At 40.3% G+C, this 14,616-nt stretch carries 14 protein-coding genes; 12 read left to right on the top strand and 2 right to left on the bottom strand.

What is annotated here, in order from left to right:
• Positions 1-4 precede the first annotated feature (4 nt).
• The 12 genes from BUA59_RS03250 (at position 5) to BUA59_RS03195 (ending at position 12,746) form a co-directional block, all read left to right on the top strand.
• Positions 5-937 carry a sugar phosphate isomerase/epimerase family protein gene (locus tag BUA59_RS03250; protein ID WP_072838288.1) on the top strand — a complete coding sequence of 311 codons (933 nt, stop codon included), beginning with the start codon at positions 5-7 and terminating at the stop codon, positions 935-937.
• A gap of 181 nt (positions 938-1,118) precedes the next feature.
• Positions 1,119-2,075: a sugar-binding transcriptional regulator gene (locus BUA59_RS03245; protein ID WP_072838287.1), complete on the top strand. Its 957-nt coding sequence runs from the start codon at positions 1,119-1,121 to the stop codon at positions 2,073-2,075.
• A gap of 482 nt (positions 2,076-2,557) precedes the next feature.
• Positions 2,558-3,334: a DeoR/GlpR family DNA-binding transcription regulator gene (locus BUA59_RS03240; protein WP_072838286.1), complete on the top strand. Its 777-nt coding sequence runs from the start codon at positions 2,558-2,560 to the stop codon at positions 3,332-3,334.
• The gene (locus tag BUA59_RS03235) at positions 3,331-4,113 is read left to right on the top strand and encodes a triose-phosphate isomerase (protein WP_072838285.1); all 783 of its coding nucleotides are present in this window, start codon (positions 3,331-3,333) and stop codon (positions 4,111-4,113) included. Before BUA59_RS03240 ends, BUA59_RS03235 begins: the two co-directional genes overlap by 4 nt.
• A gap of 16 nt (positions 4,114-4,129) precedes the next feature.
• Positions 4,130-4,591, top strand: a complete 462-nt coding sequence (gene derI / locus BUA59_RS03230) for a D-erythrulose-4-phosphate isomerase (RefSeq protein ID WP_072838284.1) — start codon at positions 4,130-4,132, stop codon at positions 4,589-4,591.
• A 32-nt stretch (positions 4,592-4,623) separates the two neighbouring features.
• The gene (locus tag BUA59_RS03225) at positions 4,624-5,460 is read left to right on the top strand and encodes an inositol monophosphatase family protein (RefSeq protein WP_084122112.1); all 837 of its coding nucleotides are present in this window, start codon (positions 4,624-4,626) and stop codon (positions 5,458-5,460) included.
• Positions 5,461-5,884: 424 nt separating this feature from the next.
• Positions 5,885-6,769 (top strand): substrate-binding domain-containing protein, encoded by an 885-nt coding sequence (locus BUA59_RS03220; protein WP_072838283.1) that lies wholly within the window; start codon positions 5,885-5,887, stop codon positions 6,767-6,769.
• Positions 6,770-6,826: 57 nt separating this feature from the next.
• Positions 6,827-8,329, top strand: coding sequence for a sugar ABC transporter ATP-binding protein (locus tag BUA59_RS03215; protein ID WP_072838282.1), 1,503 nt, complete (start codon positions 6,827-6,829; stop codon positions 8,327-8,329).
• Positions 8,322-9,263: an ABC transporter permease gene (locus tag BUA59_RS03210; protein WP_072838281.1), complete on the top strand. Its 942-nt coding sequence runs from the start codon at positions 8,322-8,324 to the stop codon at positions 9,261-9,263. The genes BUA59_RS03215 and BUA59_RS03210 overlap by 8 nt, the downstream gene beginning before the upstream one ends.
• A gap of 172 nt (positions 9,264-9,435) precedes the next feature.
• Positions 9,436-10,392 (top strand): sugar kinase, encoded by a 957-nt coding sequence (locus BUA59_RS03205; protein ID WP_072838280.1) that lies wholly within the window; start codon positions 9,436-9,438, stop codon positions 10,390-10,392.
• Positions 10,393-11,682, top strand: coding sequence for a D-tagatose-bisphosphate aldolase, class II, non-catalytic subunit (locus tag BUA59_RS03200; RefSeq protein WP_072838279.1), 1,290 nt, complete (start codon positions 10,393-10,395; stop codon positions 11,680-11,682).
• Positions 11,683-11,723: 41 nt separating this feature from the next.
• Positions 11,724-12,746, top strand: coding sequence for a LacI family DNA-binding transcriptional regulator (locus BUA59_RS03195; protein WP_139248827.1), 1,023 nt, complete (start codon positions 11,724-11,726; stop codon positions 12,744-12,746).
• Between the two features lie 536 nt (positions 12,747-13,282).
• Here BUA59_RS03195 and BUA59_RS24015 read toward each other — a convergent pair.
• Together BUA59_RS24015 and BUA59_RS24010 are read right to left on the bottom strand one after the other, a co-directional pair.
• On the bottom strand, positions 13,283-13,627 hold the full coding sequence (locus tag BUA59_RS24015; RefSeq protein WP_072838277.1) for a transposase: 345 nt from the start codon (positions 13,625-13,627) through the stop codon (positions 13,283-13,285).
• Positions 13,624-14,091: an IS110 family transposase gene (locus BUA59_RS24010; protein ID WP_072838276.1), complete on the bottom strand. Its 468-nt coding sequence runs from the start codon at positions 14,089-14,091 to the stop codon at positions 13,624-13,626. The genes BUA59_RS24015 and BUA59_RS24010 overlap by 4 nt, the downstream gene beginning before the upstream one ends.
• Positions 14,092-14,616 lie beyond the last annotated feature (525 nt).

Here is a 14,616-nt window from a genome sequence, read left to right as displayed (position 1 = left end):
AAGTATGCCGTTAACGTTAGGACTTAATACCAACCCTCTGGTAAATAGATTTGCCGAGCCGTCCCATCTAATCGACACCATCGCGCACGATATTAAAATCCGCGATGTGCAATTGACACATGAATTTATTAACCCTAGTTGGCCAGCTGCTGTTATTCGTCGGTTAACAAGAGAAATGCAAGTGGCTTTGGATCGGACTGGCGTCCGTATTACGTCGGGTATGACAGGCCCATATGGTCGCTTGAATCATTTTGGCCATCCAGATGCAGACGTTCGTCGTTATTACATTGAATGGTTTAAAACCTTTGCAGATATAACGGCCGACTTAGGCGGGCATGCTGTAGGTACACAGTTTGCCATCATGACCCATAAGGATTTCAATGACGAAGTGCGTCGTGAAGAGTTGACAAAAATAGCCATTGATTGCTGGGCAGAAGTGGCTGAGCACGCCAAGCAGGCGGGTTTAGACTATGTGTATTGGGAGCCGATGAGTGTTGGACGTGAATTTGGCGATACCATTGATTCTGCTATGACTCTTCAAAAGCGCTTAACGGATGCCAATATGGCGATTCCTATGTGGATGATGGCAGACATTGACCATGGAGATGTAACATCTAGTAATCCTGCAGATTATGATCCTTATGCTTGGGCAGAGGTAGTCCCAGCAGTGTCTCCTATTATTCATATTAAACAAAGCCTTATGGATAAAGGAGGGCATCGACCTTTTATAGCTGAATACAATCAAAATGGTCGTATTCAGCCGACACCTTTACTAGAAACTCTTGATAAAGGTGGTGCTAAGGACAATCAGATTTGTCTTGAGCTGAGCTTCAAAGAGCGTGATCCGACAGATTATCAAGTGGTTGAGCAAATAGCAGAAAGCGTCGCTTTTTGGGCGCCACATATTGATAGTGGCATTCGAGATTTGAATATTTAATAAAGTATTAATTTAAATAAGAAAATACTTACTATTCAAGTCGAAGTTATGTAGTAGGTGTTGTAAAGTTTCGCATGGTTTTATTTAAGCATGGGACTAGAAAGTGATGTTAATACGTTGTGCACATCGAACACCGTGTTTGTTCGTTATAACTTAATCCAGGAAAAAGAGAGCAATAGCTGTGGATGAAAGAAAATCTAATAATGAACCAGACAGCTCATTAGCTATTCGAGCAGCTTGGCTGCATTACGTTGGAGGTTTAACTCAAGCGGCGGTGGCAAAAAGGCTTGGGCTGACATCGGTTAAGGTGCATCGCTTAATTTCAAAGGCAGTGGCCGAAGGAGCTGTAAAAGTCAGTATAGACGGCAGCATAACTGAGTGTGTAAAGCTTGAAAATCAACTTATAGAGCGCTTTGGTTTGAGTCAATGTATTGTTGCACCAAATTTAGGTGAAGAAGGCATTCCTCTCAAAGCTTTAGGACAGGCAGGAGCCTCTTATTTGCGTTCTGTGTTGTCTACGCAATCAAATATAACAATAGGTTTGGCGCTTGGGCGAGCATTGGCGGCAGTGGTTCATCAGTTGCCTAAACTTGAGACGTCGGGGATTCGTTTTGTATCCTTGTTAGGAGGGTTAACTAGAGACTATTCTATTAACCGAGATGACGTTTTGCACTGGATAGCTGCAAAAACAGGCGCTCCAGCATACACTATGCCAGTTCCGTTATTGGCAAATTCTGTTGAAGATAGGGTAGTTCTTCTTAACCAAAAGGGCGTTAAAGATGTCTTTTCTATGGCCAATGATGCCGATATTAAGTTTATTGGCATAGGAACTGTTGCTCAAACTGCTCAGTTGGTTTCCTCTGGTCCTATTAAACCGGAAGAGATTATTGAAATTGCCCGTGCCGGTGCGGTTGGAGAGGTGATGGGGCATTTTTATGATGAAAATGGCCACATAATAGAAACTTCTCTCAGTGCTCGGATGTTGTCCGTGTCTTTGGAAGGGCATAAAGGTGATGTAATAGCGGTCTCTGGTGGAGAAGAGAAGGTTGAAGCTATCAGAGCAGCACTTAAAGGAGGCTTACTCACAGGGTTGATTACTGATGAGTTGACCGCACGTGCGATTCTAACAGTTGAATAATTCTATATATATCTTTGTCAGGTTTAAAGTGACCTAAGTTGGAGCTCCTGGTTGAGCTCTTGCGTTAACAATGATGTACATAAAAAAGAACACCAATAACGTTCTTTCTTATGTAGGTGGATTATTGGACTATGAGCCAAAATTCAGCCATTAAATGATAATAAATCCGCTATCAAAAATACTGAATGTGATATTTTTTGTGATTTTTAACATCTACTAATCATGTTTCACGCAGTTTCCCCTGTTATCTTGATGGTTTCCTATCTAAATTCGATTTTATAAATGTTATTCTACTCACTAAGTTGCGTGAAAACTGGCTGTTTTCACGTTTTTTTGTGATTTCAATCTGGAATTTCTTGGTTTTGTGTCTTAAATAACATTAAACTTAACAAAACAAACATATTTTTGTTAAATATAACTTTTAAAATGTTATTTTTGGGTTTATAACATACTCAAGAGGTTTGCTATCGAAGTGAGTGTTTATGAAGCGTGATGAACGTAGACAGCAAATTATCGATCTTCTTGTCGAAAATGGTGTTGTTGATCTAGAGGAGTTAGCGAAACGTTTTGCTGTTTCGAAGATGACAATTCACCGTGATTTAGACGAACTTGAAGCCGGCGGCTTGCTGCGTAAAGTGCGAGGCGGTGCGACTATTGAAGCGGGCATGCAATTCGAAAGTGATTTTAGACTGCGTGAACGTCAGGGTAGTGAAGGTAAAGAACTTATGGCGTTAGAAGCATTGGAGCTAGTTGAGCCTGGGATGACAGTGATGGTCAACGATGGATCTATGGCTGCAATGCTGGGGAGCATGCTTCCTCGTAAAAAGCCACTGACAGTTATTACCAATAATGCTTCCATTTTGGAGGCATTAAAGTTTGAAAAGGGGATTGATCTTATTGCACTTGGTGGAATGTATTCTTCTAAGTTTAATGGTTACTTCGGCGTGTTGGCAGAGCAAAATTTAACTAGTTTGCGAGCGGATCTTGCTTTTTTATCGAGTCCTGCGGTATCTGGAAACCAAGTGTTTCATATGGATGCTGATGTGATCAGAGTAAAAAAAGCCATGATTAATGCGGCGGTTAAGACTTGCTTGTTGGTTAATCACACACGCTTTGATCGTGTTGCACTTCATGTACTGGCAAATCTTGATGATTTTGACTGGGTCATCACCGACCAAGTTCCAGAGCCAAACGTCCAACAGCAGTTGGTGGACGCTGGCATTCAGTTAACTATTGCGAGACCACTGGAAAATACATGACGGATAAAAAGCAATTTTGGGTTGGTACAAGTTGGAAAATGAATAAGACACTGGCAGAGGCACAAGCGTTTTCAGTCGCTTTACAGGTTGATGATGCTAATGCAGATGCCCATATTCAGAGATTTGTTATCCCTGCATTTACATGTGTACGTGAAGTAAAAGAAATACTTCGTGATACATCCGTAAAAGTAGGAGCCCAAAATATGCATTGGGCAGAACATGGAGCTTGGACAGGAGAAGTGTCTCCTCTAATGCTGAATGACTGTCACCTTGATATCGTTGAACTGGGTCACTCAGAACGACGAGAGTATTTTGGTGAAACCAATGAGACTGTTGGCCGTAAGGTCGAGTCTGCTATTCGTCATGGTTTAATTCCGCTTATCTGTGTTGGCGAAACATTGGCAGATAAAGAAAGTGGTCAGGCAGCTCATGTCTTAGCAAAAGAAGTGCGAGGTGCGTTGCAATTTCTGAGTGATGACCAGAAAGATGCGCCTATTTTGTTTGCTTATGAGCCTGTTTGGGCAATAGGTGAGCGAGGGATTCCAGCTTCTGCTGAGTATGCCGACGCAAGACAAGCTGAAATTCTGGATGTTGCCAAAAAAGTATTGGGACGCAAAGTTCCTTGTTTATATGGCGGCTCGGTGAACCCTAATAACTGTGAAGAACTTATAGCCTGCGAACACATTGATGGTTTATTTATTGGTCGATCCGCTTGGAGTGTTAGTGGATATATCGATATTTTAAATAAATGTGCCGCAGCCGTTCAAACGCAAATATAAAGCCGAGGATAGCATCATGAGAATTGCAATTGCTGGAGATAGTGCTGGCGAAGGGCTAGCAAAAATTTTAGCTGACCATCTTAAAGATCGTTACGATGTAGAGGAAGTTTCTCGTACTGACTCTGGAGAAGTTGAGCCGTTTTATGCCAATTTGTCTGATCGTGTCGCTAATGCAGTTTTAGAAGGAAAATACGATCGTGCCATTTTATGCTGTGGTACAGGAATTGGAGTGTGTATTGCAGCAAGTAAAGTGCCGGGTATTCGAGCCGCTCTCACTCATGACACTTATTCTGCAGAGCGCGCCGCACTTTCTAACAATGCACAAATTATTACTATGGGTGCACGTGTAATTGGGCAAGAGTTAGCGAAGTCCATTGCCGATGCGTTTTTGGTTCAAGTATTCGATGAAAATGGTCGCTCGGCAGATAATGTTAAAGCAATAAACTCTATTGATGAAAAATATCATGCTCGCCCGTAATTCATAGGTTTAGATTGTAAAATGGAGGTGTTGTGTTAACACGTAAGCAAAAATCAGAGATGATAGAAATTGTTCGGGACGTTGCCAAGGCAGAAATTTTGCCTAGGTTTAGAAGGCTCTCGGATGGTGCTGTGTCGTTCAAAACAAGTTTTGATGACCTTGTTACTGAAGCGGATGTTGCCTCTGAAAAAGCATTAACACAGCGCTTTCAAACGCTGTTGCCTCACGCTGTCATCATTGGTGAAGAAGCGGTTTCGGAAGATGAGTCATTATTAGATCAAATTGATACGAATGAACTGGTTGTTATCATCGACCCTATTGATGGGACATGGAATTTCGCTCATGGCTTATCAACCTTTGGTGTATTAATTGCAGCTATCTATCAAGGTGAAACCGTTTATGGCTTGTTGTATGACCCATTAAATGACGATTGGATTGAAACGAGTTTAGGTGAAGGCTCTTGGTTTGTTCGACCGGACCAATTGCCACGACGCTTAATGTTAAGTAATCAGCCTGTTGACTCTAAGTTGGTTGGATTTTTTTCGCCTTTTTTGTTTGAGGACAGTGCTGTGCGCGAGCGTGTTGCTATTCAGCAAGTTAATTATGCCCGTTCTTCCAATCTGCGTTGTTGTTGCCATGAATATCGAACAATGGTGCAGAACGGTGTTGATTTCTTTATTAGCCCTAAACCAAAAGTGTGGGATCATGCCGCAGGAATTCTTGCTTATCAGGAGGCGGGTGGTTATGTCTGTATGTTGGATGGAAGTCCTTATAAGCCGAATGTTCGTAAAGGCGTGATTGTCGCTGGGCGAACAGAGGCGATTCAAGACCGTATCATGAAAGATTTTCAGTCTATCGACGTTATGTAGTAAGAGTAAAGCAGGGTAAATGCTTGTAATGCTTTGACTCATTCTGCTCCTTGAGGGTGGAGTGAGTTTTTTTAATATCTAATTCCAATCTAGGGTTATCTTTCAATGATGTTAGCATCATTCCAACCACCTGCCTCCTAGTTGCCCCAATAATTATCTCAGCAGCTTAACCTTTGACATTGCTGTGGCGTGTCTTAGATAGAATGCAATTATGTAGATATTACAAGCAAAAGTTTAATCACCCACAATGCTTTTAGGGTGGCTATGTAGGAAAGGATAATTCTTTCGTTTTGTACGCGAGTAAAAAAAATATTGACTCGAGTAAATTTAAGGGGTAATTTTCTTCACATATCTACTATTAATTATTAATAGCTGGTTTGTGTTGGCGTGATACTTATAAAAATAAATGTACAGGAAAATCAAAATGAAAAACCTTAAACGTTTTACTGCAATTGCTGTCGCTCTTGCTTCCGCTTCTTTCAATCTTTATGCGAAAGATGAGCCTGTTGTTTGTGCTTCTCTTTTGACTCAATCCCATCCGTTTTATATCGCTTTAGGTAATGGCCTCAAAGAAGGTGCTAAGTTGCAACATATCAACTTAAAAGTTTCTGTGGCAAACCAAGATCTTGCTAAGCAAATTAATGATATAGAGGACTGCATTACTAAAAATGTAGATGCCATTGTCATATCTCCGGTGGACTCTAAGGGGATTCGTGGGCCGCTGAAAAAAGCTGAACGTGCAAATATCCCTGTCATTACTGTTGATATCGGTGCTGAAAATAGCAAGATTGTATCGCATATCGCGACGGATAATTACGGTGGAGGTGTCGTTGCAGGTAAGTTGGCAGTGAAACAGCTGGCTGGAAAAGGGCAGGTTGTTATGTTGTCTTATCCTGGTATTTCTTCCGTAGAAGCCAGATTGCAAGGTTTTCGTGATGCTGTAGCAGATACTGATATCAAAATCGTTGCGGTTCAACCAGGCAAAACTCGTGAAGAGTCTATGACATCAACTATTAACATGCTGCAAGCAAATCCTGATACGGATCTGATCTTTGCGTTTGGTGATGACATGATGATTGGTGCTGGTCTTGCGGTTACTAAGCAAAAATCCAAAGCAGTTGTTATTGGATTTGATGGTATGCCAGAGGGTATTAAAGCTGTCGACGAAAATGATCATATTATCGGTGTTGTGAAACAAGATGCTGATGCTATGGGTAAAACGGCAATGAAAGTCGTTGCAGATTATTTGAATGGCAAAGAAGTTAAGTCTGAATATCCGATTGTCCCTGTGCTGTATACAGGTAAGTAATTAACGGCGATAGAAATAGGGCTGATGTAGGCCCTATTTTTTGTTCTGGAGCTATTGATGTCGAAAGTATTACTAGAAACAGTCGGGTTGTGTAAGCATTTTGGCGACAACAAGGCTGTAGATGGGCTATCCATAAGGTTTCGAGCTGGAAAAGTGCATACTATTTTAGGTGAGAATGGTTGTGGTAAATCTACCACTCTTAAGATGCTGGCGGGCGTTCATCCACCTACATTTGGCAGTATTTTACGCAATGGTAAAAATGTTGAGTTTAAATCACCTAGAGATTCTCGAGACAATGGTATAGCTATTATTTTTCAAGAGCTTTCTTTGTGTAATAACCTCACAGTTGCAGAAAATATATTTGCAAATAATGAGCCTCATCGTTTTGGCGTGATCGATTCTAAAAAAATTATTTCCGATGCTAAAGGAATTCTTAATAAATATCACATACCAATATCGGCAGAAATAAAAGTGGGTTCTTTGTCAATGGCGCAGCGCCAGCTGGTAGAAATTGCCAAAGGCTTAAGTTATCCGTCTGATGTTGTTATTTTTGATGAGCCTACTTCCTCATTATCTGACTCTGAAGTCGAAATTCTATTCAATATAATTTCCGAACTGAAATCTGAAAACAAAGCCATTATTTATGTCAGCCATAAGATGGCTGAAATTATGCGTATTTCTGATGACATAACCGTTATGCGCGATGGGCAATATATAGACACAGTTGATAAAGCCGAGACATCAATTGACCCCCTTATTACCATGATGGTGGGTCGAGAGATGAGTGATATTTATCCATCAAAAAATGAATCAGCTTCAGAAATTGGTGACCTTGTCTTGAGTGTTAAATCTCTGACTAATCCTAATGCCTTTCATAATGTTAGCTTTGATCTTCATGCTGGTGAAGTGGTTGGTTTTTTTGGTTTAGTTGGTGCAGGACGATCAGATGTGATGAATGCTTTATTTGGCATGTTGCCATATGAAGGTGAAATTCTTATTAAAGGCAAAAAAGTAGCAATAGAAACCCCCATTATAGCGATCGAAAATGGTATTGCATTTGTTACTGAGAACCGGAAAGAAGAAGGCTTAGTGCTAGATCACAGTGTGCATATTAACTGTAATTTGGCGAGTTTTGAGCGAATAGCAACCCGTGGTCTGCTTAACGAGCAAGCAGAAGTTAGTCAAACCGAAGACAGTATTAAGCGGATGAATATTCGAGTACAGAATAGACACCAAAGTGTGGGGTCGCTGAGTGGCGGGAATCAGCAAAAAATCGTACTAGCTAAGTGGCTTGAAAGACAACCTGATATTTTGATCTTAGATGAGCCTACCCGTGGTGTAGATGTTGGTGCTAAATATGAAATCTATAGCATTATTCGCGAGCTGACGGAAAAAGGAACGGCTGTTATTTTGGTTTCATCTGAGTTACCTGAGGTGATGAATATGAGTGATCGATTATTTGTTATGAGAGAAAAGAAATTGGTTAAAGAGTTTAAAACGAAAGGGTTAACTCAGGATAAAGTAATGGTTTATGCAACGGGAGTTGATTCAAATGATTAAAAGTTTTTTTCGCGAATATGCTGGAATACTAGGTGGGTTATTAATTTTATGCTTGGTTTCTTCTTTTTTATCCGAATATTTTTGGTCAGTAAATAACGTTACAAATATTATTTTACAAACATCGATTGTTGCTATTGTTGCCTTTGGTATGACATATGCAATCTTACTTGCTGGAATTGATTTATCAGTTGGTTCTATTGTGGCACTAACGGGACTGGTTTTAGTAATAGGACTAACAAATGGTTTACCTTTTGGCCTGATGCTTCCAATAGCGCTTTTAGTCGCTGTCTTTTGTGGTTTTTCGAACGGGTTTATCACCACCTGGTTAGGTGTTCACCCTTTTATTGTCACCATGAGCTTTATGGGAATTTGGCGTGGCGTCGCAATGTTAACCAGTGATGGTCAAGCCGTCTCTCTTTATGATAATGCTCCTTTTGAATACATTTTTAACGGTTACCTTTTTGGTATCCCTTTTCCCATTATTATTTTGTTGTCGATGATAGCTCTGAATCATTTTGTCTTATCAAAGACAACTTTTGGGCGTCGAGTTTATATTGTCGGTGGTAATCCAGAAGCTGCCGCTTATTCAGGTATCAACGTATCTAAAACCACTATTTACTCATATATGATCACAGGATTAATGGCTGGTGTGGGTGGTGTTATGTTGGCCTCAAGAATGTTTTCTGCACAGCCAACAGCCGCAAATGGTATGGAGCTTGATGCCATTGCAGCTTGTGTGCTCGGCGGAACTTCTCTTACCGGTGGTAGGGGAACAATTATTGGCACTTTAATTGGCGCTTTGATTATCGCTGTGCTTAGTAATGTTATGAGCCTAATGAATGTCGATTTCTTTGTTTCTCTTATTGTTAAAGGTGTCGTGATATTGATCGCTGTAGGCATCGATGTTTATAAAAATAAGAGAAAAGCTGCTTAGTATTACTATTTGGTTAGGTTTTATAAATGATGATTATTTTTTTATGGTCATATTTTTCTACAGACCTAATAGAGATTTCTAAAAATATAACCATCCTTGAATATTTTATAATTTAAAGAATTTATATTGCTGTTTTATATTATCGGTAATGTATCCCTGCATAGGTAAAGTAATGAAAGAAGTAATCACTCTTGGTGAAATTCTTGTTGAAATAATGGCTAAAAAAACGAACCAGTTATTCATTGAAGCTGGTGAGTTTCTTGGACCTTATCCTAGTGGTGCACCTGCTATTTTTATCAATCAAGTAGCTAAAATGAAAGTTCCAGCTTCGATAATTGGCAGTGTTGGAGATGATGATTTTGGTAAAGTTTGTTTAAAGCGACTTATAGATAATGGTGTTAATACCAGTCTAATTGGGGTTAATAGTGAGCTTCCAACAGGAACAGCATTTGTTAGGTATCAAAGTAATGGTAGCCGCGATTTTATTTTTAATATTCGTCATAGTGCCTCTGCTGCTTTTGAGTTAACTGATATTGCGAAAGAGCGTCTTTCTACTTGTGCTGTTTTACATGTTATGGGGTCGTCTATTTTTTCGCATGATGTAATACATATGATGCGAGCAGCGATTGAAATCGTAAAAAATAATGGTGGGAAAATATCTTTCGATCCTAATGTACGTAAAGAATTGTTGGGTGATTCAGCCTTGTTTGCATTTTTTAAAGAAGTTTTAGCCAAAACAGATATATTTTTGCCTAGTGGTGAAGAGCTATTTGCTCTAACTAATAAACAAATTTTAGAGGATGCGGTCGAATCGGCACTTGAATTGGGTGTTAGTGAAATCGTATTAAAACAAGGATCTGATGGTTGTGCTTTTTATAGTCATAATGACTATTTCTTTATGCCATCTTTTTCTGTTGAAGAAATTGATGCGACTGGTGCCGGAGATACTTTCGGAGCTACTTATATTGCATGTCGTGAACTGGGTTATTCACCGGAAAAATCTCTTGGGCTTGCTAATGCAAGTGGAGCCATGGCTGTATCTCATTGGGGGCCAATGGAGGGAGCATCATCAGAAGAAGAGCTTAATAAGTTTATCGATACTTTCACTGAATCTTTAGAGGAAATATAAATGTCTTCAACAGAAATACTAAAAAATATCGTCGAGCTAAATCGCTCAGGTGAGCAGATAGGTATTTATTCCGTATGCTCAGCAAATCGTTTTGTTTTAGAAGCTGCTATGTTAGAGGCGAAAGAAAATAATTCTCCACTATTGATTGAGGCGACTTGTAATCAGGTAAATCAAGATGGTGGTTATACCAATATGACCCCTGCTGACTTTCAAGCTTATATTGCTGAGGTTGCTAAGTCCGTTGATTATGATACTAATCAGCTTATTCTTGGCGGAGACCATTTGGGCCCAAATCCCTGGAAGCATCTTTCTTCAGCTGATGCTATGGAAAAGGCAATGGTGCTTGTAGAGGCCTATGTTAAAGCTGGTTTTACTAAAATTCATTTAGATGCAAGTATGTCTTGTGCTGATGATGAGGTACCGTTGTCGTCGGAAACGATTGCTAAGCGTGCCGCTATTATGTGTCAGGCTGCTGAACGTGTCTCTTTAGCGCAACAGAAACCTTATTACGTAATAGGTACCGAGGTTCCTGTTCCTGGCGGTGCCCAAGAGGATTTAGAAGAACTTCAGGTGACCTCTACTATAGATTTGGCCGATACCATTCATACTCACCGCGTGCTTTTCTCTAATCTTGGTATTGACGATGCTTTTGATCGAGTGATTGGTGTTGTAGTGCAGCCAGGAGTGGAATTTGATCACTCAAGTGTAATTGAATATGACCCAGTAAAAGCAAAAGAATTAAAGTCTGTTATTCATCAGTTTTCCGGAATGGTTTTTGAAGCTCATTCAACGGATTATCAATCGCAATCTTGTTTGAGCCATCTAGTAAGAGATCATTTTGCGATTCTAAAAGTGGGTCCGGGATTAACATTCGCATTTCGCGAAGCGGTATTTGCCTTAAGTTATATTGAAGATGAATGGATTGAACCTGAAAAACGCTCCAATATTCGAGATGTGTTGGAGCAAACCATGGTAAATAATCCTAAGTATTGGGAAGGTTACTATCATGGGAATGAGCAAGATAAAATGTTTGCTCGCAAGTTTAGTTTTAGTGATCGCTCTCGATACTACTGGAATCACACTGATATTGAGGCAAGCTTGAAGGTGTTGATTCAGAACTTGACGACATCTCCTGCTCCGTACCCATTGATTAGCCAGTATATGTCTGCGCAATATGTTGCATTAAGAAAAGGTGAGATAATTAATGATCCTGCCGTTTTTTTGCGGGAACGAATTCGTTCTGAGATAAAAATGTATGCTCAGGCATGTAATCAATTTTCAGTAATCTAGTTGTTGTTTTTGTGGGTATTATTTTATGAGAGGACTTTTGATTGAAAAAAGTTAATACAATGGAAGAGTTTGCTGCGCTAGCTGGAGTATCTCGTCCTACGGCCTCTAAATATTTTGAAAAAAAAGATGCCGTTAGTCCTCGCTCAAGAATGAAAATTGAGGCAATGCTAAAAGAAGTGGATTACCGTCCAAATCTTTTAGCGTCGCGCTTAATGCGTAAAGATTCGAAGATAATAGGGGTGTTAATTCCTTCTTTAGGGGATCCTTTTTACGCCTCTATTGTACGCTCGATTGCCATGAACGCGTTGGTTTATGGCTACTCAGTGATGATTGAGTGTTCTTATGGTGATCCTGCTCTTGAGTCGAAGGCTATTGAAAACTTTCTTTCGGTGAAAGTGGCTGGAATTTGCTATGCGCCATCCGGGATTCGACAAGTTGAAAAAAAGCTTCATAGAATCCAGATGGAGTTGCCTTTGGTGTTTATTGATGCTGTTTTTGAAGGAGCCAATTACAGCGTCAGAAATAACAATAGGCAAACAATTGGTCTTATTACAGATTACATGCTTGGGGCGGGGCGACATCCCGCTTTTTTCCCTATGCCGAATGTAAATAGTAATGCTCAGGAACGTTTGGACGTGTACCTCGACACGATGAAAGCAAGTGATGAGTCGCCTATCGTCCTTCCTGTTGGGCAAAGTTTGCGTTGGGATTTTGAAGAGTGGGCGCGAGAAGAAGCCTTGCGTATGATTAGATCTAATCAATTGGATGGTGATGCCATTATATGTGCCAATGATCGGGTGGCATTTGGGGTTATTTCAGCAATGTTTTCAGAAGGTTTGATAACATTTAAGGATCAAAATGCCTTGAGTATTTCAATATCAGGTCATGATAATCAGCCTTTGAGTAAGTTTACTTGTCCACCATTAACGACGGTTGAACAGGATGTAGAAAACATAGGTAAATGTGCTATTGATATGATTATGAGCTTAATAGGTGTCATTTCAGATGAAATAGAGAATCATATCAAGCTGGACGGCCGATTGATTATTAGAGAGTCTGCTTGATCTTCTATATGGATTTAGTTCATTGTGTAGTGAAATAAGCTTTATAACTCATAGAGACTTCTTAAAGAAACTACATAGGTACTTATCGCGTTGCTGTTCAGGGAGGCTACTTACAGGGCATCCCTGCTTCTACTAGACAGAAAAAGGCTTGGTTGGTGACACTCCACTTGAATGCGAATGACGCTTTTTCTGCTTGTAGGACATATATGGACTTCTCTGGGGATGCAACAATAGCGTCCCTATTTTTTAATAAAGAATCATGCGTACTCCACTTCGTTATTAACAATATTTATCAACGGTCATAACAAACTTGCGTTAGCTTTCGTATATTCGGTCTTATTATGGAGAGCTACTCCAGACCTTAACGGCTTTGATTCGCCGTGAACCAAACGCCTTATCGGCGTGACGGCTTTAAAAGCCGATGACCTACTCAGGTTTCATTTGGTTTGCTTGCTAGCTGTTCATTCCGTTCAATCTATATTGCTAACTGTCTCGGTTGGTACTTTCTTTTATTCACTGACTTTTAAAAACCATCATCACTGTGCGACAGGTTGACGATGTTCAAGCCCACTTTTCAGCATGGCTGTCGCCATTCTGACCAGTTTGTTGGCGACAGCTACAATGGTTTTATTAAACCCTTTCGTGCTGAGTAATTGTCTTACCCAACAACTCAAGCTGTCTGTTTTTTCTTTAACATGGATGACCAAAGATCGAGCCCCATTGATGATCAATGTACGCAGATACGTATCACCTCGTTTGGTAATCCTGCCGATGGTAACTTTACCGCCGCTGCCACTGTGCGCTGGCACAAGGCCGATGCTGGCACTGGCATCTCGGCCACGCCTGAAGCACTCAGCCGAACCGAACTTAGCATACATCATGCTGGCACCAATCCAAGCAATACCGGGTAATGGCCAAAACCGCGAAGGCGGTTGGCAAGTTGATTACGTTCTTTTTTATAGCCTTCGCGGAATTTATGTAACGTAGCAATATCTTGCTGCTCTAATGTACGGATCTGAACGCAGTGTAACTGCTGATTCTTACTGGCCTCATAAATACTAAGAACATCATTTTTATCACTCTTATTACTGACTCGATATTTTGCAGCAATGTGTGAGGGGATGAGGCCCACTTTATGACCTGATGATGTAAAGCGCCTAGCCCAATAATGAGCAGAGCCACACGCTTCCATAAAGATCGCTGCATCAGGGTATTGAGCAATGATGAGACACATTTTTTTCGCTGAGACTTCTTTATTTAACTTAGCCTTACCGGCTTTATTGAAGACAGCAACTTGGAAAACTTCTTTCGCTAAATCAACACAAATTGTCGTATTATTATTCATGGCATGGCTCCTTTGGTTTGGTCGCCCCCCAATTTATCGGAATTCCGCTGAATTGGGGAGGAGTCCATACCATTGTCCCTAAAATCCAAGATCTCATTCCTTCTCTGTAATCGCGTTGTCATGACTGGCTTCCTTGGCGCTTTATGGAAAGACGCAAAAAATGAGTGCTTGTAAGTATGGGTTATCGTATTGAGGCGTTTAACCACTTCATTGACACAATAACCGCGTTAAGTCACTTGCCTACCGACCTCTATTTTTTTGCTCTTCAGGTGACAGAATAACTGTAAGCGTCCGGCATTCCACATGTTTTAATCTCTTTCAAACACCTTAAAGTCCATTGTCTTTTAAATTTGAGTGTATTGGTCTATTTGAGCCGGACACCATTTTAGGTGGTAATATTGCTATATTAAGAGAGATGTTCAATAACAAAACAATATCATACTTATTTTCTGGCTTACCGGCATAAACTAATTTTTTGCAAAATTTCTGTTGACAAAGAAAAATGCGTGTAGTTCAATTAATTGC

Origin of the sequence: Marinomonas polaris DSM 16579 (assembly GCF_900129155.1) — a bacterium.
GTDB lineage: Bacteria > Pseudomonadota > Gammaproteobacteria > Pseudomonadales > Marinomonadaceae > Marinomonas > Marinomonas polaris.
The sequence above is the reverse complement of the archived record's forward strand: the minus strand, read 5'-3'. Positions and strand labels throughout refer to the sequence as shown.

Excerpts from the sequence above, each read along its gene's own strand:
- BUA59_RS03250 (WP_072838288.1), top strand. The coding sequence starts at position 5 with ATGCCGTTAACGTTAGGACTTAATACCAACCCTCTGGTAAATAGATTT.
- BUA59_RS03240 (WP_072838286.1), top strand. The coding sequence starts at position 2,558 with ATGAAGCGTGATGAACGTAGACAGCAAATTATCGATCTTCTTGTCGAA.
- BUA59_RS03235 (WP_072838285.1), top strand. The coding sequence starts at position 3,331 with ATGACGGATAAAAAGCAATTTTGGGTTGGTACAAGTTGGAAAATGAAT.
- derI (WP_072838284.1), top strand. The coding sequence starts at position 4,130 with ATGAGAATTGCAATTGCTGGAGATAGTGCTGGCGAAGGGCTAGCAAAA.
- BUA59_RS03220 (WP_072838283.1), top strand. The coding sequence starts at position 5,885 with ATGAAAAACCTTAAACGTTTTACTGCAATTGCTGTCGCTCTTGCTTCC.
- BUA59_RS03215 (WP_072838282.1), top strand. The coding sequence starts at position 6,827 with ATGTCGAAAGTATTACTAGAAACAGTCGGGTTGTGTAAGCATTTTGGC.
- BUA59_RS03210 (WP_072838281.1), top strand. The coding sequence starts at position 8,322 with ATGATTAAAAGTTTTTTTCGCGAATATGCTGGAATACTAGGTGGGTTA.
- BUA59_RS03205 (WP_072838280.1), top strand. The coding sequence starts at position 9,436 with ATGAAAGAAGTAATCACTCTTGGTGAAATTCTTGTTGAAATAATGGCT.
- BUA59_RS03200 (WP_072838279.1), top strand. The coding sequence starts at position 10,393 with ATGTCTTCAACAGAAATACTAAAAAATATCGTCGAGCTAAATCGCTCA.
- BUA59_RS24015 (WP_072838277.1), bottom strand. The coding sequence starts at position 13,627 with ATGATGTATGCTAAGTTCGGTTCGGCTGAGTGCTTCAGGCGTGGCCGA.
- BUA59_RS24010 (WP_072838276.1), bottom strand. The coding sequence starts at position 14,091 with ATGAATAATAATACGACAATTTGTGTTGATTTAGCGAAAGAAGTTTTC.